The sequence below is a fragment of the Peribacillus aracenensis genome (genome assembly GCF_025175645.1).
Classification (GTDB): domain Bacteria; phylum Bacillota; class Bacilli; order Bacillales; family DSM-1321; genus Peribacillus; species Peribacillus aracenensis.
In genome coordinates this window covers 26,932-48,191 of sequence record NZ_JANZMJ010000040.1, presented here as the reverse complement: position 1 = coordinate 48,191, position 21,260 = coordinate 26,932, and the positions used below count along the sequence as shown (strand labels likewise).

General features: G+C 37.3%; 29 protein-coding genes. 24 read left to right on the top strand and 5 right to left on the bottom strand.

The genetic code is table 11. From position 1 onward, the window contains the following. From N0M92_RS25980 to N0M92_RS25895, 18 genes are all read left to right on the top strand, one after another. A partial coding sequence (locus N0M92_RS25980; protein ID WP_260288516.1) for a phage major tail tube protein occupies nt 1-476 on the top strand: 476 nt, incomplete at its 5' end. A 20-nt stretch (nt 477-496) separates the two neighbouring features. Next, entirely contained in the window at nt 497-790 is a 294-nt protein-coding gene (locus tag N0M92_RS25975) for a phage tail assembly protein (RefSeq protein ID WP_260288515.1), read from the top strand. Nucleotides 791-962: 172 nt separating this feature from the next. Next, on the top strand, nt 963-4,409 hold the full coding sequence (locus N0M92_RS25970) for a phage tail tape measure protein (RefSeq protein WP_260288514.1): 3,447 nt from the start codon (nt 963-965) through the stop codon (nt 4,407-4,409). A 12-nt stretch (nt 4,410-4,421) separates the two neighbouring features. Further along, entirely contained in the window at nt 4,422-4,697 is a 276-nt protein-coding gene (locus N0M92_RS25965; protein ID WP_260288513.1) for a hypothetical protein, read from the top strand. Next, nucleotides 4,697-5,749, top strand: a complete 1,053-nt coding sequence (locus N0M92_RS25960) for a phage late control D family protein (RefSeq protein WP_260288511.1) — start codon at nt 4,697-4,699, stop codon at nt 5,747-5,749. The genes N0M92_RS25965 and N0M92_RS25960 overlap by 1 nt, the downstream gene beginning before the upstream one ends. Further along, the gene (locus N0M92_RS25955; RefSeq protein ID WP_260288510.1) at nt 5,749-5,952 is read left to right on the top strand and encodes a hypothetical protein; all 204 of its coding nucleotides are present in this window, start codon (nt 5,749-5,751) and stop codon (nt 5,950-5,952) included. The genes N0M92_RS25960 and N0M92_RS25955 overlap by 1 nt, the downstream gene beginning before the upstream one ends. A gap of 18 nt (nt 5,953-5,970) precedes the next feature. Then, complete coding sequence (locus N0M92_RS25950) at nt 5,971-6,639, top strand: phage tail protein (protein ID WP_260288518.1); 669 nt, start codon at nt 5,971-5,973, stop codon at nt 6,637-6,639. A 6-nt stretch (nt 6,640-6,645) separates the two neighbouring features. Then, complete coding sequence (locus N0M92_RS25945; RefSeq protein ID WP_260288509.1) at nt 6,646-6,957, top strand: hypothetical protein; 312 nt, start codon at nt 6,646-6,648, stop codon at nt 6,955-6,957. Next, entirely contained in the window at nt 6,941-8,053 is a 1,113-nt protein-coding gene (locus N0M92_RS25940; RefSeq protein WP_260288508.1) for a baseplate assembly protein, read from the top strand. Before N0M92_RS25945 ends, N0M92_RS25940 begins: the two co-directional genes overlap by 17 nt. After that, nucleotides 8,046-8,600, top strand: coding sequence for a phage tail protein I (locus N0M92_RS25935; RefSeq protein ID WP_260288507.1), 555 nt, complete (start codon nt 8,046-8,048; stop codon nt 8,598-8,600). Before N0M92_RS25940 ends, N0M92_RS25935 begins: the two co-directional genes overlap by 8 nt. Beyond that, entirely contained in the window at nt 8,601-11,165 is a 2,565-nt protein-coding gene (locus N0M92_RS25930) for a phage tail-collar fiber domain-containing protein (RefSeq protein WP_260288506.1), read from the top strand. Nucleotides 11,166-11,178: 13 nt separating this feature from the next. Beyond that, nucleotides 11,179-11,502, top strand: a complete 324-nt coding sequence (locus tag N0M92_RS25925) for a hypothetical protein (protein WP_260288505.1) — start codon at nt 11,179-11,181, stop codon at nt 11,500-11,502. 1 nt (nt 11,503) lies between these two features. Beyond that, nucleotides 11,504-11,620, top strand: a complete 117-nt coding sequence (locus N0M92_RS25920) for a CD1375 family protein (protein ID WP_260288504.1) — start codon at nt 11,504-11,506, stop codon at nt 11,618-11,620. Between the two features lie 83 nt (nt 11,621-11,703). After that, entirely contained in the window at nt 11,704-12,495 is a 792-nt protein-coding gene (locus N0M92_RS25915) for a glycerophosphodiester phosphodiesterase family protein (RefSeq protein ID WP_260288503.1), read from the top strand. A gap of 108 nt (nt 12,496-12,603) precedes the next feature. Then, nucleotides 12,604-12,936 (top strand): hypothetical protein, encoded by a 333-nt coding sequence (locus tag N0M92_RS25910; RefSeq protein WP_260288502.1) that lies wholly within the window; start codon nt 12,604-12,606, stop codon nt 12,934-12,936. Nucleotides 12,937-12,955: 19 nt separating this feature from the next. Beyond that, nucleotides 12,956-13,213: a holin gene (locus tag N0M92_RS25905; protein ID WP_260288517.1), complete on the top strand. Its 258-nt coding sequence runs from the start codon at nt 12,956-12,958 to the stop codon at nt 13,211-13,213. A gap of 50 nt (nt 13,214-13,263) precedes the next feature. Continuing rightward, on the top strand, nt 13,264-14,211 hold the full coding sequence (locus tag N0M92_RS25900) for a glycoside hydrolase family 25 protein (protein ID WP_260288501.1): 948 nt from the start codon (nt 13,264-13,266) through the stop codon (nt 14,209-14,211). A 327-nt stretch (nt 14,212-14,538) separates the two neighbouring features. Continuing rightward, the gene (locus N0M92_RS25895; RefSeq protein WP_260288500.1) at nt 14,539-15,528 is read left to right on the top strand and encodes a hypothetical protein; all 990 of its coding nucleotides are present in this window, start codon (nt 14,539-14,541) and stop codon (nt 15,526-15,528) included. A gap of 234 nt (nt 15,529-15,762) precedes the next feature. Here the strand turns inward: N0M92_RS25895 and N0M92_RS25890 are convergent, their stop codons facing one another. Beyond that, nucleotides 15,763-16,539 (bottom strand): hypothetical protein, encoded by a 777-nt coding sequence (locus N0M92_RS25890; RefSeq protein WP_260288499.1) that lies wholly within the window; start codon nt 16,537-16,539, stop codon nt 15,763-15,765. Continuing rightward, nucleotides 16,536-16,871 carry a PadR family transcriptional regulator gene (locus tag N0M92_RS25885; RefSeq protein ID WP_260288498.1) on the bottom strand — a complete coding sequence of 112 codons (336 nt, stop codon included), beginning with the start codon at nt 16,869-16,871 and terminating at the stop codon, nt 16,536-16,538. Before N0M92_RS25885 ends, N0M92_RS25890 begins: the two co-directional genes overlap by 4 nt. 147 nt (nt 16,872-17,018) lie before the next feature. On the opposite strand from N0M92_RS25885, the gene N0M92_RS25880 reads away from it, so the two are divergent. After that, nucleotides 17,019-17,819 carry a hypothetical protein gene (locus N0M92_RS25880; protein WP_260288497.1) on the top strand — a complete coding sequence of 267 codons (801 nt, stop codon included), beginning with the start codon at nt 17,019-17,021 and terminating at the stop codon, nt 17,817-17,819. A gap of 125 nt (nt 17,820-17,944) precedes the next feature. Continuing rightward, a complete protein-coding gene (locus N0M92_RS25875) occupies nt 17,945-18,253 on the top strand; it encodes a hypothetical protein (protein WP_260288496.1) in 309 nt (102 codons plus the stop codon). Here the strand turns inward: N0M92_RS25875 and N0M92_RS25870 are convergent, their stop codons facing one another. After that, nucleotides 18,254-18,379 (bottom strand): hypothetical protein, encoded by a 126-nt coding sequence (locus N0M92_RS25870; protein WP_260288495.1) that lies wholly within the window; start codon nt 18,377-18,379, stop codon nt 18,254-18,256. Nucleotides 18,380-18,514: 135 nt separating this feature from the next. On the opposite strand from N0M92_RS25870, the gene N0M92_RS25865 reads away from it, so the two are divergent. Both N0M92_RS25865 and N0M92_RS25860 read left to right on the top strand, forming a co-directional pair. Beyond that, nucleotides 18,515-18,925 (top strand): hypothetical protein, encoded by a 411-nt coding sequence (locus tag N0M92_RS25865; protein ID WP_260288494.1) that lies wholly within the window; start codon nt 18,515-18,517, stop codon nt 18,923-18,925. Further along, a complete protein-coding gene (locus N0M92_RS25860; protein ID WP_260288493.1) occupies nt 18,912-19,502 on the top strand; it encodes a hypothetical protein in 591 nt (196 codons plus the stop codon). Before N0M92_RS25865 ends, N0M92_RS25860 begins: the two co-directional genes overlap by 14 nt. Here the strand turns inward: N0M92_RS25860 and N0M92_RS25855 are convergent. Both N0M92_RS25855 and N0M92_RS25850 read right to left on the bottom strand, forming a co-directional pair. Then, complete coding sequence (locus N0M92_RS25855) at nt 19,499-19,771, bottom strand: hypothetical protein (RefSeq protein WP_260288492.1); 273 nt, start codon at nt 19,769-19,771, stop codon at nt 19,499-19,501. The genes N0M92_RS25860 and N0M92_RS25855 overlap by 4 nt on opposite strands. Beyond that, nucleotides 19,768-19,947 carry a hypothetical protein gene (locus N0M92_RS25850; protein WP_260288491.1) on the bottom strand — a complete coding sequence of 60 codons (180 nt, stop codon included), beginning with the start codon at nt 19,945-19,947 and terminating at the stop codon, nt 19,768-19,770. The genes N0M92_RS25855 and N0M92_RS25850 overlap by 4 nt, the downstream gene beginning before the upstream one ends. 138 nt (nt 19,948-20,085) lie before the next feature. Between N0M92_RS25850 and N0M92_RS25845 the strand changes: the two genes are divergently transcribed. Together N0M92_RS25845 and N0M92_RS25840 are read left to right on the top strand one after the other, a co-directional pair. Then, entirely contained in the window at nt 20,086-20,316 is a 231-nt protein-coding gene (locus N0M92_RS25845; RefSeq protein ID WP_260288490.1) for a LexA family protein, read from the top strand. A gap of 210 nt (nt 20,317-20,526) precedes the next feature. Beyond that, nucleotides 20,527-21,090: a MerR family transcriptional regulator gene (locus tag N0M92_RS25840; protein WP_260288489.1), complete on the top strand. Its 564-nt coding sequence runs from the start codon at nt 20,527-20,529 to the stop codon at nt 21,088-21,090. The last annotated feature ends 170 nt before the right edge of the window (nt 21,091-21,260 follow it).

Here is a 21,260-nt window from a genome sequence, read left to right as displayed (position 1 = left end):
ACGATGATACAGAAAAACTAGTGGGATTAGCGGGTGAGGTGACTCTTCCTAACTTGGAAGCCATGTCTGAAACCGTATCAGGTGCTGGTATTCTAGGGGAATTTGACAGTGTGAACCCTGGACACTTTGGTTCCCTAACTATTGAAATAGCATTTAGAACCCTTTTTCAAAAGTCATTCACTTTAATGAAGAATAGAGGGAAATCTCTAGTTTTACGTGCAGCACAGCAAAGTTTTGATATATCCAACGGGACCATTAGCCATCGAGGACTAAAAATCACATTAAAATACGCAGCAAAAGGGCTTGAACTAGGAAAACTAGCAGTAGGAGCCGCCACAGAATCCAAAAACACCCTTGAAGTTTTATATATTAAAGTTGAAGAAAACGGAAAGACTTTGCTTGAATTAGACAAGCTTAATTTTATTTATATTTTAGATGGCGAAGATGTTTTGAAAGATATTAAAAAACTAATTTAATCAGGAAGTGGGAATTTAACATGTCAGCAAACGAAAATATTATCGAACTCAAAAAAACATATACCTTTGAAGGGAAGGAATACAAAGAATTGGATTTTTCTCCTTTAGAAGATTTAACAGCTGCGGATTTAATTGAAGCGGATAAAATATTTGGAACCACTGGCCAATTTGCAGTAGTGAATGAGATGACACTCGGATACACCTTGATTGTCGCATCTACAGCTACTCATACACCCATTGAGTTCTTTAACCAATTGGGAGCGTCAGACGCCCTTAAAGTAAAAAATAAGGTGATGGGTTTTTTGAACAACTAGGGGTTATCGAACGAAAAGACCAAAAAATCATAAGAAGTATGACGGGACGAATGCTAAGAAAAATATGCATTCGTCTTTCTTTAACTACGCATACGAATTTAACGCATTTTTTGGAGATGACCCTATATGATTTGTCTGAGTTCATTGAAGATTTACAGGAGGCGAACGAGAAATGAGCAATCAAAAGGTTTATGAGATCGCTTTTAAACTTGGTGCTTCCGTTAATTCTTCCATGAGGACAGCTTTTGCAAATGCCAATAAAAATCTATCAGATACAAACAAAAATACTGACGGAGTGAATAAGAAATCCGGCATGTTGTCTAAGAGCATGAAAGGGTTAGCCACCACAACTCTTGCTGCAGGTGTAGCCGTTGCTGGATTAGCTGTAGGGTTAGGGTCAGCAGTTAAACAATTCGACGAATACAACGGATCAATGAAACAAATACAGGCTTCAACCGGCGCCAGTGTAGCAGAAATGGCTGAAATAAAAGAAGCATCAAAGAATCTCTATAATGCCAATCTCGGTGAAGACTGGAATGACTTAGCACAATCCATATCTGCAGCAAAAAGTGTCACTCAACTATCAGGAAAAGAATTAGAAAAGGCCACTGCAAACGCACTCGTTTACCGTGATGTTTGGGGAGAAGACGTATCCGAATCAATAAAAGCTACTGATACAATGATGCAAAACTTTGGGATATCCAGTACAGAAGCCTATAATTTGATGGCCCAAGGAGCTCAAAAAGGGCTCAATAAATCCGGAGAGCTTCTTGATTCAGCAAATGAATATGCCCCTCAATTCGCGTCTTTAGGCTTCAATGCGAATCAGATGTTTGATGTGTTTAGTGCCGGCTTAAAATCTGGCGCATTTAACCTGGACAAAGTCGGCGATGCCGTTAAAGAATTTAACATACGATCCAAAGATGGGTCAAAGGCAAGTTCGGAAGCATATCAAGCTTTAGGCATGGATGCTGGAAAGATGACAGATATCTTTGCCAGAGGCGGGCCCGAAGCACAAAAGTCATTCAATACAGTGGTACAAGCCATTAGTAAAGTAAAGGATCCTGCTGAAAAGAATGCTATTGCAGTAGGATTATTCGGAACGCAAGCAGAAGATTTAGAGAAAAATGTTATTGCTGCCATGGGTAATGCACGAAGTCAGTTTGATATGACGAAGGATACCATGGAAGACGTTAAAAACATTAAATATGACACGTTAGGAATGGCATTACAAGGAATCGGTCGGCAAATCCAGACCGGTTTTTTAATTCCTGCGGGTGAGAAACTGCTTCCCGTTATGCAGAATTTCTCGAATTTCATCAAAGATAATATGCCAGGTATCAAAAAATCCTTTTCCGAAACATTCGGTTCACTAGGCAATTTAGTGTCTAAGGCTTTTGACAACATAGGACCAGTCTTTCAATCATTAAAGACAAGTGTGGATCCTATATTATCACAAATAGGAACCATTGCCGTTTCAGCTTTTCAGCAAATCTCTGGTTTTTGGGAAAAAAATGGACCGACAATCACTAGTGCTTTTTCGAACATATTAAAGGTAGGTCAATCCATATTTCAAGGGCTAATGAGTGTTGTTCAGTCTGTTTTGCCTATTATTCAACCTATTCTAACAAATATTGTAGGATTTTTTATGCAAATAATCAGTCAAGTCTCCACTTTTTGGAATGAAAATGGTGCGCTGATTCTAGCTGCAGTCCAAAACGTTTTTGGCGGGATTGTAGCAATAATAAAATTCCTTTCCCCGGCCATTTTATTCATCATAAACATGATTTGGGGCAATGTGAAGGGCGTCATTCAAGGTGCGCTATCCATCATAATGGGTCTAGTAAAGGTATTCGCAGGTCTATTTACCGGAGATTTTTCGAAAATGTGGGAAGGAATTAAGCAGCTTTTTACCGGTTCCATTCAATTTATTTGGAATTTAGTAAACCTCTTATTCTTTGGGAAAATTCTAGGTGGAATCAAAGCACTCGCTTCAGGCGCCATTGGGAAAGTGGCAGGAATGTGGACGTCCATTAAGGGCTTATTTAGTGGCGGTGTCAGCGCGGTATGGAAAAACGTTTCAGGGTTAGCTCCTAAAATTCAATCTGGATTTTCGGCAGCCAAAACTGCAGCGGTCGACCTTGCCAAAAGTATGTGGTCAGGGGTTAGGACTCAGTTTAATAAAATTGTAGATGGCGCGAAGGCTCTTCCAGGCAAAATCGGATCTGGTATTAAAAGCATGACAAACGCGGCTTTAGATGGAACCATTTCTATGGGAAATAAACTTATTAAGAGTATTGGGAAAGTCGTTAACGGCGTTATTGACGGACTCAATTTCATTATGGGCAAAAAAGGTCTTAGTCTTGGGATTTCCATTGATAATTGGGGCGTTCCTCAATATGCCAATGGGACATCAGGACATCCTGGTGGATTAGCGATTTTAGGCGATGGCGGAGGTCCGGAGTTGTTCCGAACTCCATCCGGTTATACCGGTATAAGTCCAGGTACAGATACTCTTATGAATTTACCTAAAGGTACTCATGTTATCCCAGCAAAAGAAACTAGACAAGCTTTAAATAATATACCTGCCTATAATAGCGGAAACGTTACTAATGCTTTACAAACCGCATCTAAATGGGTCGGAAATGGTGCCAAATCAATTGCAGATAAAACAAAAGCTGGGGCAAAAAAAGTAAAAGACACCGCCTTCGATATTTATGGATATATATCGGAGCCTGGCAAGTTAATGAATAAATTGCTTGAAAAATATAATGTGACTGCTCCTTCTTTTTCCGGGTCCTTCGGTGACATTGCAACAGGTTCATTTAAGGTGATAAAAGAAAATGCCAAAAAATTCTTAAAAGATAAACTGGCGGACTTCGGCGGGGGTGGGAATTGGTCAGGCGGTACCGCAGCGCCCTCACAAGTAAAATCATGGGTAACGCAAGCATTAAATATGACAGGTACTCCTTTATCGTGGTTACCCCCTATGCTTGTCAAAGCACAAAAAGAGTCTGGTTATAATCCACGGGCTATAAATTTGTGGGATATCAATGCAAAAAGGGGAATTCCGAGTAAAGGATTATTTCAAACGATTGATCCAACTTTTAACGCCTACAAAATGGCTGGAATGAATGACATTTACAACCCAATCCATAATGCCGTTGCAGCCATCAGATACATTAAGAGTCGTTATGGAACAGTCTTTAACACACCAGGCATTAAAAGCATGGCCAGAGGCGGTGCTTACAAAGGGTATTACAAGGGCGGCCAAGTAAATAGTTCACAATGGGCTATGGTTGGTGAGCAAGGTCCAGAATTAATGAAGTTAAATGGTGGTTCACGAATATTCAACAATAAGAAAAGTAATTCGATGCTTTCAAGTTTGCTGTCTTTTGGTACATCTAAAGATCAGCAAGAACAACCATCTTCTAAAGGAAAGAGCAAAGAAACAAGTGATCAGTTCATTTTTGCGCCTGTCCTTCATATCGGTGATCGGGCGGACAGGGCTGATATTGAAGAGATGGTCAAAAGTGCTTTAGGTGATCAGTACGAGCAATTTAAAACATTTTTCACACAATATAAGAGGGAGCAAAAGAGACTTTCTTTTGATGTCTAAGGAGGCGATTTTTTGAGAACTTATACAACGGTTTCCGGGGATACCTTTGATAAAATCGCCTTTGAAACGTTGGGAAGCGAGTACCTCTTCCCTTTGATTTTAACTGAGAATCAGCAATATCGGGATGTCTTGCTTTTTTCTGATAATGTGGTTCTGTATATCCCTGATGTTGAAACGGATGACTATGAAAACATTCCGGAATGGATGACAGATGATTTTACTGATGAATCTGGCGGTTCCGAAGATGAAGAAACGGCAGATGTAGCCTTGGAAGGGGTGGATTCTTAATGGATGGCAGAAGGATAACCACTGATATTTTGTATGATAATCAGACAATCATCGTGGATATTGATCCGTTCATTACAGACGTGGCGTTTACAGACAATTTCACTGGACAAGCTGACACCATATCCCTTTCGCTTGGTGATCGTGAACGAAGATGGATGCATAGTTGGATGCCAAAAAAGGGCGCTTCAATTGAAGCGTCCCTTAATATTTCATCTGATTGGGGCAGCTCCAAATCCACAAAACGGAAGCTTGGATATTTTGAAATCGATGATATAAGCATCAGTGGTCCCCCAAATAAACTGACTGTGTCTGGATCTTCGGTTCCTCAATCTAGTTCATTGAAAGGACAACGGAAATCTAGGTCCTGGGAAAAGACGAATTTTAAAAAGGTCGCGGCTGATATTGCCAAGAAAAATAAAATGAAATTGTATTTTAGCTCAGAAGAAAATCCAAGTTTTGACCGGGTTGATCAGGAAAGTGAAACAGACCTAGCCTTTTTAATGAAACTTTGTAATGATGCCGGTTTTGCATTGAAGGTAGCCAATAAAAGTATTTCTATTTTTGATGAAGTGAAGTTCGAAAGGGAGCCAGTAGTGGATAAGATCAAACGAACAGATTATCGTGTAAAGGATTACTCCGGAAATGACACATTGACCAATATTTATAGGTCATGCAAAGTTTCTTATACCTACACGATTACTGTGAAGGACCCGAAAACAAAAAAACAAAAGAAAATCTCAAAGACAATTACCTATACCTTCACTCCATCTAAACCGCCAAAATCTGACCGGGTGTTGGTTGTTAATGAAGAAGTGAAAACCAAAGCAGCAGCTATGAAGCTGGCCAAAAAGAAGCTACGGGCCGAAAATAAGGAGGGCACCACGTTTTCTATTAAACTGGCTGGATTTGCTCTTTATTATGCCGGGCAGACCGTCATGCTGGCTGAATTTGGCGGATTTGACGGGAAGTATATTATCACTTCTGTAACTGGAAAAACGGGCAATAATTCAGAAATCAGTTTAGAGTTGCGAAAATGCTTGGAGGGTTATTGATGATGAATATCACTTTTATAGGTCGAATTTCAACTATAGATTCAGAGAATATGACTGCAAGGGTTCTTCGGGAAGATAAAGAAATAGTAACAGGTGAGTTTTCCATATTAAATAGAGGGGATGATTGGACCCCTGAAGTTGGTGATTCAGTATGTTGTCTTTCTTTGACTGCTTCAACGGGTTGGATTCTAGGCGGTGCATAGGTAGGATGGTGATTGAATGTGGGTAAGATTGGCAGTTTTGCGGGTGTGAGTTTTGAAGTATCCTCCAAAAAAATCCTTACGTTTAATGACTTTTCAAGAAGTGGCAGTGCTCGTTGGTCACTTCACGATGTCGTTAATCGAAAACCGATGCCGGAATTTTTAGGTCCCGGCCAAGATAGCCTAACCTTAAAAATAAAGCTCTCAGCCAGGCTGGGAGTGAGCCCTACAACGGTACTAAATACGTTGCGTACTTTTAAGGATAAAGGGAAATATGGGTCTTTCATTATTGGTACGAAGCCTATTTCATCAAATTATTGGTATATCGAGGATATATCGGAGGATTACACAAATATTGACGGAAAAGGCCGGGTTATATCAATCGAAATTACCTTGAATATTAAAGAATATCCGAAGCCTGTAGTTGTTTCGGTCAAAAAGAAGGCTAAAGCAAAAAAGAAACCAACGGCAGCTTCTAAAAAGAAGGCGTTGGGTGTCATTACTATTAAAGTAGGTATGCTAAACTGCAGGGCTACTCCATCATTAAAAGGAAGAATCGTAAAAGTATTAAGAAAAAATCAGAAATACACGGTTTATGGAATTAAAAAAACAGATATTCCTTGGTATGACCTGGGTGGGGGCAAATGGACATCCGCGGTATCACAATACACAAGGTTGAAGAAAGGGTGAATCGTAGTGTATGATATTACCCCTTTAAAGAGTATCGATTTCGGTGCAACAGGCATGGCAGCGATATTGCAGAATGCCTGTTTTGTGCTGTCTACGGTTTCTGGCACTTGCTTCATGGATCGTTCCTTTGGTTGGGAACCTCCCGTGGATGAAACAAGCGAATCTGCCAAGTCCATTCTTTCAGCTGAAATAGTAGAGGTCTTGGAAAGTAACATTCCGGGTCTTACTGTCGAAAGCATCGACTTCGAGGAAAACATTTTAAATGGTCATATATATCCGAAAGTGAAGGTGGTGATTGAAGATGTCGCCGAGATTTAATTTGCCCGATATCGATTTTGCAGAGGTGGATCCTGAAGAACTCGAAAATGTAGGTATATCAAAATTTGAGGAACTTATGAAGATCACCCTTACTGATTCAGACCCAAGACGAAAATGGATCCAGGCAGTGGCCTATATAGGCACCATATTAGCCAATAATATCGATTATACCGGTAAACAAAATCTGCTTGCTTATGCATCGGATAATTATTTGGAGCATATCGGAGCCGGAAAAAATGTATCACGATTGCAGCCGATAGCAGCTGAAACAACTGTCCGATTTGAAGTATCGGCTCCAGAGACTTTTACCATTCCTCAAGGGGTTCGCCTTTCCGTGAATGATCTATTATTTGCTTCAGCAGAAGAAAGAGTCGTCAACCCAACAGAGATCACCGCGGATTTAAGATTTGTATGTGAAACACCAGGTACAGATGGAAATGGCTTTTTGCCAGGACAGATTACCAATATAGTGGATCCTGATTTGGTGCCATGGGTGTCAAAGGCGTATAACACTACAAAGTCAGAGGGCGGAGTGAATTGGGAAGAAGATGACCCTTTCGCTGAGAGAATCCGGACTTCAAATGAAAGATATTCAACAACTGGGCCAGAACAAGCCTATGTCTATTTTGCCAAAACAGCTAATCAAAAGATCATAGATGTTAAGGTTTTTTCTCCTTCTCCAGGTGTAGTAGAAATTGTGCCTTTATTAGTTGATGGGGAAATTCCTTCAGAGGCTATTCTGCAGCAAGTAAAGGATATTTGTTCAGATAAGACTGTCAGACCCTTGACCGATTATGTCCAAGTTTCTGCCCCGGGAATTTTCAATTATGACATGGAAATAAGTTATTTTTTGCCTAATTCAAGTTTAGCTGAATCCTCAAAAAAACTGATAGAGTCAGCTTTTAATGAGTACCTTGTATGGCAGCGATCAAAGTTAGGGCGTGGAATAGACCCCAGTGAGTTATATGCCAGGTTACAAAATGCAGGTGCCAAGCGCATAAGTGTGACACCTAGTAATTATGTAGCGTTGAACATTAATCAGGTCGCCAGAGAAGGCTTAGTGAGTTTGACATTTGGGGGATTTACGGATGATTAATTTGGAAAATTTCTCATTGTCTCAAATGCTCAGAGGCAGTCTAGTTCATACAGAAGAGGAAAAAGCATTAGCTGAAGCAGCCACAGCCATTTTAAGAGAAGTGATTCAAAAATCAAAAATATTGGATCCTAACCATGAGATACCGGATTCTCTTTTGGACTTGATTGCATGGGAGGAACATGTGGATTTTTATGATTCCACATTGACAAGCTCACAAAAAAGAGAACTCATCAAACGATCTGATTTTTTTCATCGACACAAGGGGACCTCGGCAGGAGTGGAAGAATTAATCACCCTCATTTTTGGGGAGGGGAAAGTCGTTGAGTGGTTCGAATATGGTGGTGAGCCTTATCATTTCAAGGTTATAACAAATAATCCATCCGTTACGGTAGAAAAAGCCCTGCAATTCGCTGAAGCTGTCAATTCGGTGAAAAATTTACGTTCCAAACTAGAAAAGGTAGAAATAACAGCATCAGAAAAATTACAAATCTTCTTTGCAGGCGGTGTTCATACCGGGGACAAAATAACGATAAAACAGGTGATATAAATGAGCTCTTTTGGAGGAGTATTTTTAACTAATAATGGGACGGTATTGCAAACAAAAGCACAGTCCGGGAAACTACTAAAATTTACTAGGATAGCCCTAGGAGATGGAGAAAAGGGACCAACTAACCCAAGTGATCAATCAAAACTCATTCATGAAGTGAAAACGCTAGAATTACTTAAATTGAAAACTTTACCTGAAGGCCAAATAGTCGTTGGTGGAGTTCTCAATAATAAGGATCTTATAACTGGATTCTATTGGAGAGAAATTGGTTTGTTCGCTGAGGATCCTGATACAAAAACAGAAATACTTTATAGCTATGGCTATGCAAAGAACGGAAACGCAGAGTATATTCCTGCCGGAGGCGGTGCGGATGTCATTGAAAAAGCGATTGATGTTTTCACAATCATCGGGAACGCTTCTAACGTATCTGCCCAAATCAATCAAAGCAACGTCTATGAAACGCCAGATGGTACTATGGAAAAAATCGAGATACACAATAATAAAACCGCAGGCGTCCATGGAGCTACAAGCGCGGCCACAGCCAATCGATTAATGACCAGGGATTCTGCCGGCCGGGCAAAGGTGGCTCCTCCTTCAGCTGATGATGATATTGCCATATTAAGCACCATTAAGAATGCTATTACAAATTTAATTAACGGAAGTCCCTCCGGTCTGGATACTTTACAAAAATTGTCCCAGGCGTTAGGTAATGATCCTAATTTTTCCACTAATATTACCAATTTGATTGAGACCAAAGAAACTCCAGATGGGGCAAAAGCTAAGGCGGATAAAGCAGAAACTAACGCAAAAAACGCATCAGCACCGATTGCGCACGTTGAGGCGGGCGGAAATGCTCATGCCGCAGTAACAACCACTTCAAACGGGTTTATGGTTGCTTCCGATAAAACAAAACTTGATGGAGTCGCAACAGGTGCAAATAATTATGTGCATCCAGCAACACATTCACCTAGCATCATTACGCAAGATGAAAATAACAGATTTGTCACGGACGTAGATAAAACCAACTGGAACGGGAAAGAAACTCCCACAGGAGCTCAATCAAAAGCAAGTGCTGCAGAGTCCAATGCAATTAATTTTGCAAAAGGATTTGGTATTGGAGATATTTCAAAAGATATATCCGGCACAGATTTAAACGTTCTGGATCTTACCGGATTTTACAAAGGAAACAATTTAACTAACAGCCCTAAAGGAAATGTATCGGATTATTTTTTCGTAATAAACCAAATGCATAGCACGACTAATAAGGTTCAAATAGCCTTCCATTACGGTACGGGATCACCGAATATCCCTACTATATATATTCGGAATTTTAGGGGAGGTACATGGTATGCATGGGAAGCTATCGAAACCGTTTCTGGTTCCCAGTCAAAGGCTAACGCCACACAAGTAGCGAAACTTACTCAGGATAACGGTTATTCAATTGTTATTCCAGATGGAACAGATATAAAAACCATAAATATGTCAGGTTTTTATATTGGGTACAATATGGCTAATATGCCAAGTAGTAAATATTACAGGATTCTAATAAACGCAAATTCACAAACGTCCCGTTTTTTAATAGCGATAGATTCAGCTAATCTTGCTTATTTTGCCACAATGAATGCGGGTGTTTGGAGTGATTGGGTTCAAATAGAAACCCCAGATGGGGCAAAAGCTAAAGCGGATAAAGCAGAAACTAATGCAAAAAACGCATCAGCACCGATTGCGCACGTTGGGGCGGGCGGAAATGCTCATGCTACAGTTACAACCACTTTAAATGGCTTTATGATATCGACAGACAAAGCTAAGCTTGATGGAGTTGCTACAGGGGCAAATAATTATGTGCATCCAGCAACACACCCGCCTAGCATCATTGCGCAAGATGCAAATAACAGATTTGTCACGGACGTAGATAAAACCAACTGGAACGGGAAAGAAACTACCACAGGAGCTCAGACGAAAGTAGATGCTTCTTTCAAAAGATACAAAGTGGCTAATAATACAGATATAAAAACTTTACCTGCAGGAAGATATTATGGTTCGCTTTTATTAAATGGTCCACTAGATATCTCCGACTCTTCATGGTTATCAGTAGATGTTTTTGAAGCCAGCGAACATTCCATGAAACAATTTCTAGCGATAAGAAACTTAGATAATAAACGTTGGATTTCAACTATTCACACAGATGGAGTGTTAAGAAATTGGGAGGAAATCATAACAGATAATACCCAAAATATCGGTACCGGATGGAAAACACCCACTTTATTAAATGGATATGTTAAAGGGAACGCAGATGAACCTTTGAGATATAAGAAAATAGGGAACATGCTGCACTTACAAATTACTGCTTACGGAACAGCGAACGGCACGACAAATCCAATTTTTAATTTGCCAGCCGAATATAGACCTGAGTACGATCTTTTTCCTCCTGTTTCCATGATTGGTAACTATAATACAGCGCGAGGTTTTATAGGAAAGAACGGCAATGTTTCAATATCAACAAAATCAGAAGTTATTAGCGGAATGACGGGTGTCATGTTCCATATTGTAGTGCCGTTAATGTGAGGGGGGATGAAAAATGGAATCAAAGATTGCTCATGTGTGGGATGAAAATTGTTTTTATAAAGAAGCTGTGGAAATTTTCCCGGATGAATCAGGACAATATATATTGCCTAAAAATGGAACATTCGAACCCCTTCCTATACCTAACTATAAACCTAAATTTGTTGAAGGGAAATGGATTGAAACAATTAGCAAACCAAAACCAGAACCAGAATATGTCTCTGAGACCTTGGAAATTAAGCTAGCCCTTGCTGAAATTGCAGAAGCAATGGAACTGGAAAAAACAGCTACTCAATTAGCTATTGCAGAGTTAGCTGAAACAATCACAGGGGGTGCTTGAAATGGCAAAACTTTATTACGATTTAATTAACAAAGGATTGCGTGCAATTGAGGATGTTCCGATACGTTGGCGAGAAGATTCCCAGGCCCTACTGGATGCGGACCAAGTAACTGTATAGTTTAGGAGTATCCAGAAGTACTATCATGAGATGGGATACAATAAAATGGTGTATCATATTTCTTTTTATGTTAAATTTATCTTATGAAAAAATTACTAATTTTTATAACGATTCTATTAACCGGATGTACCTCAGAAGTTGCTAATACCCAAGATGATTTATTAATCATTGCGCATCGAGGGGATTCATCAGAGGCACCAGAGCACACTATGCCAGCTTATGAGAAGGCTATAGAATCAGGAGCCGATTACATTGAAATTGATTTGAGGATGACTAAAGACGGTCAGTTAGTTGCTATGCATGACGAAACAGTTGATCGCACCACAAACGGAAAAGGAAAAGTATCTGATTACACTTTAAAACAGTTAAAGGATCTTGATGCAGGTATTTGGTTTAGTGATGAATACAAAGGAGAAAAAATCCTTTCGTTAGAAGAGATTGTGGATAAATTCGGAAGTGGTACACAGTATTATATTGAAACAAGAATCGTCGATATTCAAACTGGAATGGAAGAAAAACTTCTTGATATCCTTTCAAAACGGAAACTTCTTGAAAATGTAGTCATTCAGTCTTTTTCCCCAGAAAGTTTGAAACGAATGCATAAATTAAATAAGGATATACCTCTTATCCAATTATGCCAGAATGCAGATGTTCCTTATTTGAAGGAAAATGAAATCAACCAATATGCTAATGGCATTGGGCTAAATGGCAAATTAGTAGATGAAGATTTTGTAAAAAAAATGCATGTTGCTAATTTAGAGGTGCATACTTTTTTTAATAAAGAAAATGAGAAAAAGATAATTAAAGATGTGGTTTCTTATGGAGTAGACGGGGTCTTAACTGATTACCTAGTCAATGCCAAAAGATACCGATAACAAGAAGTCGTCCAAAAGGGCGGCTTTTTCTTATATTTAAACACCCAGACATACAGACCAGAGAGAATTTTATGTTAAAGGGGGTCATGGACATTGGAGGAGATGGACATGCCACAACGATTAGAGAACCATGAGCAACGAATATCGAAGTTGGAAACCAATTATGGTGAGGTTATCGATAAGATTAATAGCATGGAAAAGGGGCAATTAGAAATTCAAAACGTGGTCCTTAAATCTTCTGGTGATCAAAAAGATTTATTAAATAAATTAATCGAACACAGCCTAGGAATTACCGTTAAACAAGAAGAGACTAAAGGTGAGGTTTCTAAACTAAAAATAAGTTCACGTAAGGAAATCGTTTTAGGAATACTTGGTGGTGGGGGAATTGCTGGTATCCTCACTGCCATAATTGCATTCTTTACAAAGTCATTCGGAGGTTGATCATATGGATAACGAAGTCATGCAACAAGTATTAATATTTACAACTCTTTTAATACCAATCGTCACAGCGGTAGTCCAAGTCGTTAAAAGTACCATTACTTTGCCAAACAATGCTCTACCAATAGTAAGTTTGGTCGTTGGACTTGGAATAGGTTCTGTTGCTTTTCCGTTCACAGATATGGATATTGTTTTAAGGCTATGGGCTGGAGCATTCGCAGGTCTGGGTGGTACTGGTCTTTATGAAGTATTCAATAACCGTAAAGGTACTACAAAATAAGCTGCCCATCCGGGTGGCTTTTCTTTTTAAAAAACAAGGAGGATATTATTATGACGACTATAAAAGGGATAGACGTTTCGCATTGGCAGGGTGTAATTAATTGGGATAAAGTCGCAAAAGATGGTGTGAAGTTTGTATTTATTAAAGCAACCGAAGGAACGAGTTATTCCAAGCTTTCCTATTTTAAAGATAATGTTCCGAAAGCTTTGGCAGCAGGGTTAAAAGTCGGAGCCTATCACTATGCTAAGTTTGCTACTGTGGAAGAGGCAAAGGCTGAAGCAGCGTATTTCTTAGGTTCTATTCGTTCTTTTGGATTAAATTACCCTGCCGTTCTTGATCTAGAAGAAAACAAGAGAAGTGCAAGTAAAAAGATACTAACGGACGCTGCTATTGCATTTTTAGAAGCTATTGAAGATGCAGGACACACAGCTATGCTATATACAGGTAAATCCTTTCTTGAAAAACATTTAGATGAATCAAGATTGAAAAAGTATGCTTTGTGGATTGCTCGATACAATAGCACTTTGGGACGCAGTGCAGATATTTGGCAACATTCTGATACAGGAAAAGTAAATGGTATTAGTACAAAGGTGGATTTAAACATAGCCTATAGGGATTTCACATACACAGTAAATCCTATTAACCCACCTGACAACCCTAATACATCAAAACCTACATCCACAACAACTTATACTGTGAAAAAAAACGACACACTTAGCTTGATTGCAAAAAAATATAATACAACCGTAAAAGCTCTTGTTAGTCTTAACGGAATTAAAAACCCAGACAAAATTAATATCGGTCTGAAACTGAAAGTCAATGGATCATCTTCCACTGCAACAACAAATGGTACTAAAAAATATCACACTGTTAAAAGTGGCGATACCGTATCAGCTTTAGTTAAAAAATATGGAAGTTCCACATCTCAAATTAAAACTTGGAATAGTTTAAAAAACATTGATAAAATTTATGTCGATCAAAATTTACGTGTGAAATGAATACAAAATAATTTTACGGTTATATTATCTATAAGCTCTCAATTACCACCATGCTAGTAGCCCTTCTCTTAGTGAGAAGGGCTCAGGCTGTCGACAAAGTCGACAGCTATTTTTTGTATCAAGTTTAGCAACAATATATTGTGTCCTTCTTTCAAGTAGACAACTAAATATGCTGGTTTAAAGATATGAAATCCCCTTTTTCACCAATAACTTCTTTGAAAAAGGGGTTTGTCTACAGTCCGGAGCACCCATTGCATGCTTTTTGTAGCATTTATATGGAAATTCAAGGTATTATTATAGGATACTAGTCATAGATGGGGTGTACGCATGGGTGTGAAAATAGAAATTGCGATTTATAGTGAAACTGGCAAACCGATGAGTAATTTAAAAGCTAATGAACAGGAACTGAATGGGAAGAATTTTACATGCCCATACTGTAGCAAGGGATTAATATTTAGGAAATCGGGAAAAAGAAAATTAGAAAATAGAACAATAGACATATCCCCTTATTTTTATTTAGAAAAGGGGATAGAGCATGGTCCAGGATGTCGGTACAATACATTCGGCCAGATTGAAATTATAGCTAGACAACCCTTGGCGTTAACAGATTTTATGGAAAAGAAGAAAGAAAATCAAATGGCAATAAGATTACAAGTTGTGAAAAAAGCAATGGCGGAGCCGCCAGAAGATGGAGAAGGGGGTACGGCAGACCCAAAAGGAAAAGGGGACGCTCAAAATAAGAAATATAAGAATAGTGGTTCAATGGCTCCATATCTTAGTAGGATGAAAGATATCATGGTACTTCGTTCTAGAATGGAAGAGAATAAAGATATTAAGAAATACTTAAAATTAGAATATGGAAAAAAGACGATCAGCTGGGACAAGTTTTATTTTGGCCCCGAATATAAGGGTTTCCTAGAACTATCAAAGTATTTTAGAAATAAACAGGCACCGAAGCACCCTGTATGTGTTGAGGGAATAATAAAAGAATATAAAAAAGTACAGAAAAAAAGGGGAGGTTATTTTTATTCATTCCTTCTAGAAAAACCTTTTATAGAAGATACGGATACAGAAGGTTATCATCATATTCCAAGTGTAAGTTTAAATATAGATGCTGAACATGAGAGATTAGTTAACTATATGAAAGATAATTATCAAAAGCATGTAAAACAAGTGGTTGCTTATGGAGATCCTTATGCGGAAGTAAAACCCTCAGAGGCACAAAAGATAAAATATCATAATATTTCTATCTGGATTAACCGTACGGCGCAAGTTCATTTGTTTAATGATGTTTTTACTCAGTTATTGGGAGAATAAAAGCGCTACATATTAAAAGAGCACCCTAAGGGGTGCTTCAGATTGTAGACAAAAGGGTTTCGGAACGAGAACATTCCGAAACCCTTTTGATTTTTAATTGGATTGGAAGCAGTTATAGAGAATAGTTGACCTCTCTGAGGTCATTCTAGTTCTGGGCCTCGTCAAGTCCATTTGACCATTGTATGTTAACTAGATTTGTATTAAGTATTCATGGAAACCTAGAAATTTTACCATCTAGATTTTAATTAATTTCAAGCTAACATCTTTGGGATATCGGTATCTAATGTTGTCCCTAACCCAATAAATAAACAATACTAAAGAAAACAATAACATAAATGCTCCAATAAAAAGAACTGTTGGTTTCAAATGTATTTGTGCAATATCCATTTCTATTTGAAAGTTTTTATTACCGATATCTGAAACGTACCCACTAAAAACTGTTCCATAAAAAATGTTATCTTTTCTTTGATATTTATCAGGTTCTTGGTTTAAATTTTCAGGATAAACATATGTCTTACCTTGACTTTCACTTTTTCCTGTAGTCATCCAAATAGCTTTTATAGTAGGATTTTCATTAACTAAATACGGAAGTGTGGAGTGATTTTCGATTTCTTTCATAGCAAACAAGTCTACATCGATCGTAGCCCTATCAAAATCTTTCTGTACTAAATGCATATTCCAAAAGTAAAATCCTAAGATGGTAAAAGCACTGACAAAAAACAGGAGAAAGGCTAATCCAAGAAATTTATTATTTGTAAATTTTTTCACCTTATATTCAGCACTTAACTCTTTAAGCACACTTTGAGGAGATTCATATTCACTTATAGCCATTTTTACAGCTGAATTGGAAACGATCCCCGTATCCATATAAGAAATAGCTTTTTCCTTTATATTTCCAAACAATTCTTCTTCCACATCATTTTTAATACTATTCGATTCTTTTAAGTTATATTTCACCTTTTTACAAAAATTGCGTATTAACTTTTCATCATCACGATTAATTTTTGTCATGAGCTTCTCCCTCCTAGAAATAAATCTATTAATTTCTTGAAATGTTCCCACTCTTTTTTCTTATTTTGATAGTTGATCACGCCTTGTTCGGATATTTCATAAAACTTTCGTCTTCCTCCCTTACTATGGTCTGACCAAAAAGAACTGACTAGTTCTTTTTTTTCTAACCTTTTAAGTGCTAAATACAAAGTAGACTCTTTCATATCAAAGGTTCCACCACTAAGTTGTTTTATCTCTTTTGACAGCATATATCCATACATTGATTGAGTATCAAGCAAAGATAAAATAATAATATCAACATATCCTTTTAAAAGTTCTTTATCTATCTCCAAAATAACACCCCTTCCACTATACAAAGTACTCTACAACACAAAGTAGTTGAAGTCAACAATAATTTGGCAATTAAAGCTAATTATGGTAAATTATTAATAACATTAATAAAATTAATGAAATTTATAGTATTTATGGAGGATTATGTAATGAAACGTTTTTTCTTTTCACTTGCTTTATTAATAGGAATTTTATCTCTTTCTACATTTTCAAGTGCTAGTGCATATGTAGAATCCGAACCAACATCAACACTAAATAAGTATCTTCAAGCTGTAAAAGATAAAAATATTGAGGAAATTATTAATAATGTTCAAGATGATAGATATGAGGATGACAAAAATTTACAAAAAGATGAATATATGAATCAACTTAACGAACAAAAATTAACAAACTATGAAATTATTGATTCCAAAGTAATCGATGAGAACAATCAGCAATTAAATGCTGTATTAACTTTTGAAAATGGGGAAATTGTGGAAATTCTATTTTCACTAGAAAAAAATGGCGGAACTTGGAAAGTACATGTTTCTTTAGACTCTCTTGAAGAAGAAGAAGATGACTTCCACATTATTCAGGAAGGAAAAGAAATTTCTACGATTTCACCCAAAGCTGCTGCTTTAGTGTCATGGAGTTTTTCAGGTAGAGCTGGCGGTTCAGTGTTTTATTCCACTGATTCATTTACTATTCCTGGGACCACTGCTACTTTAGCAGGAAACCAATCTCATAGTTATGTTAGTCAAGGTTGGCCTGTAAGTATTACATATCAAGTAGTCAAAAAACACTGGTACGGTGATACAGTTTGGGGAGGAATTACGGTTAAAGGATCTGGTTCGTTTAGCAAAAAGATTACAGGTACTGGTAAAATGACAGGTGCAAAAATTAAGTTTAAAACTGCAAATGGCAATACTACTTCTATGGGTTATAAGGGTAGTGGTACATTAAATAAATAACAAATTTAGATTGCCTTAATATGAGACAAACTCAGCCCCTCTCTTTAACAGAGGAGGGCTTTTTTTTGGCTTTGTCATTTTGATCACCTGACGTCCATATACTTTGTTAAAAGGGGGAATTCAATATGAGTTATAGACCAACCGTAAGATATCCAGATATGTATAAAGACTACGTGGAGAGCGTATTTCACGCAACTTCATTAGATCGTAACCAAATCATTCGTTTAGCTTTATTTCTAGCAGCTCATTCACATGATTATAAAAATATACTTAAAAAATATCAAAATGCTGACGTCACTCTCCCGCATCCAAAGTGGGAATGGTTCGAAGATGATTGTTGGAAAGACCAAAACTATACTGCGAAAGAAAAAAATCCTTTAAATAATGACAAGAAAATTATAGATCAAGGTGGAATAGTAATAAAAATCGGATAGTTATTTATGTGATTTCTTATATTTAACAGGTTTCATGCTTTTAATATCATTCAAAGTTTTTTCTTTTTCAGCCAGCTTTTTTGCTATTATTTTATTTTCTTTAGTATTAGGAATTAATTTACTCATTGCGATCACTCTCCTGGTAACAGTCATTGCCATATTTACAGCATTTATACCTCCCTCTATCCTCAAAAAAGCAAATCCTTTTGACCAACTGACCAACCAACCCAAGGGAAACGACTGTTGAAAGGGGTAAAAAGAATGAAGAAGAGTAATCATTTAAATCCATCTCTCTCGCCTTGCAAAAAGCCATTTACAGAATCACCGAAAAGAAAAATACGTTCAGATAAATTACATGATATTAAAATCCCCATAAGCGAGCCTCTAGACGCTCTTTTGCGTCGTGAGTCCCGTAGGTATTGGGATGGTTCTAAAACGTCTCTAGGGACTGAAATTTTAGTGTTTGGGTTAGAGCAAATGTTTGTTTATCCTGACGTCACCTATCAAGACGAACCTTTTACCGTCCATTGCAAGGTAAATCATGAAATATTTCAAAAGATTGGTAACCATGCTTCTACGTGGAAATGTAGTGTAAGGCAGGCTGCCCACCGCATTTTTATGGAGGCTTTAAAAAAGAAGCAGATGGGCGGGATAACCGATGGTGAAATATAGTGCTGCTAATTTACTCGATGAAGAATTATCCTTCATCGGGTCCACAGATTTTATTAGCAAAATGATTTATAAAATGACCAAGACGTCAACCGTATCATTGAAAATTGAAGTTCCATTGAATTTATATTTACGTGCAGAAGTTCTATGTGAAGACATTATGGAACTATCAGAAATGCCATTTCACCAAAATAATTTAATGAATTTGCTATATAATGATTTTTTATTACATGCTAAGAAAAACCCCGACCCTATGGCTATCTTCAACCTTTTAAATCGATTGGAAAAAGAAATCGGTAAAGAATCAAGTTTCCAGCAGCAAGCCGGAACAACCACTTTTAACAGACTACAACGTGAAAAACGACAACAAATGAAAATTTTGGATTGCAGTATGAGAAGAAAATCCGCCTTGCGAGGTGAAGTCATTCTGGCAGATATGGAAGATGTACAGGAGGCACATGGGTATACATTAGAAAGAGTGTTTGAACTGTTATATATCGACTTTATAGAAAAGTTCAAACGAGGTGGTACCAAAGACACCATTGAAAATATACTATACTTAATTGATGACCTTCACTAAGCATAAAATGCCCCTTCTCTTTTAGAATGGGGGGTTTTTTGTCTTACTATCTCAGTAATATCATGTTCTTGATCGTATATTACCTTATCAATCCGGAAATCTTTGCTAAAACCCATTTCTTTGTTAATGGCCCGAATCCACTCATAAGCTGATACCGCAGCAGCTTGGTCTGGTTCTTTCTTGAATTCAGAAACATTGACAGGAAAAACACCAGACTTTAAAAATCTCGATCCATGAGCATGAAGATAGACTTGTAAGTTGATTCTCATACTATCACTCCCTTATTAATAATTTTGTCCACAAGTTCCAAGACTTCGCTTGGAAGTATCTGCTTTGCTACAGCCTCTTTTAAAATCGTTGATAATTCTATTTTTCCATCCTCCAATTTAACGGATAGACCCCCTAAATTTACTAGTTGCAACACAATTATTTGTAGATTATCCATTACTTACGTCCTCCCAATTTATACATTGGCTTATGATATTTATAATAATATAGGAAAATATGTTCGTTTCATAGCTTTTAATAGAATATATGTTCGTGTATAATTATTACTTACATATCATTTTAAGGAGCTGCATCTATGTATTACGAAAAATCACAAAAGGTCCGCATCCAGGAATTAGAAGAAAAAGTATTTCAAGAAATAGAAAAGTATATAGCAAAAAAAGGATACTCTCCCAGCGTTCGAGACCTTAAGAGATTGACTGGTATTCCCTCTACTTCTACCACACTTCAATACATGAAGAGATTGCAGCAAAAGAATCTTATTGATTGGGAACCACGCCAAGTAAGGAGTTTGAAAGTGTTATAGCGGCAATGTTTAAATATATATGGTTCTTAATGTAAGATATAGCACCATATCATCGATAAATCGCCATAATTATAAAGAATGAGTGTTATTACAAATCACTTCGCGTTATAAACGCTATATCGTTATAAATCACTCATAACATCTGTTATACTTTTTAAAAATCAAGGAGTTTAAAAAATAATAACGAATGTAGTAGCGAGGTGATTTTGATTGAGTGAAGAAAAGGAAGTAAAACAAGAAAATATATACAGCAGCAATGATGTTTCCACACTTTTAAAAATTCAAGAATCAACTTTAAGAAAGTATGCTCTAATGCTAGAAGATAACGGATATAAATTTCATAAGAATGAGCAAGGGCATCGAGGTTACTATGATAAGGACGTCATAGCGTTGAAAAAGTTAATCGAATTAAAAAAACACCCTGACATGACGTTAAAACAGGCTTGTATCGCCCTAATGACTTGGCTTTCTGAAAAGAGTAAATCGAACACTGACACAATCGATATAGCGCAACACGAACGACATGGCGATGGCTATAACGAGCTTTTACAAAAGATTGACTTACTTCAAAAGGAACAAGAAAAACAACAGGATTTTAACAAGCTTTTAATAGATCAGTTAAAGAAACAACAAGCACATTCGGATTTAAATCATCAGCAGTTAATGGATGCTATAAAAGTGGTCAATGAGCAAAAACAGCTGATCGCAGCAACAAAAGAAGAAAAAGTTTCTCCAGAAAAGAAGAAAAAAAGCTGGTTTAAATTCTGGGAATAAAAAAAGAGCGTCCTGGAGGATGCTCTTTTCTAGTGAGTTATTTAAATACCTTCGAAAGAATTCTTCCTATAAATCTATTCCATAGACGCTGGCCGATTGTCCCTCGTTTGATCGCGTTTATATCTCCAAGGATTCGCGCTGATTTATATAAAATACTTCTAATCTTTCCT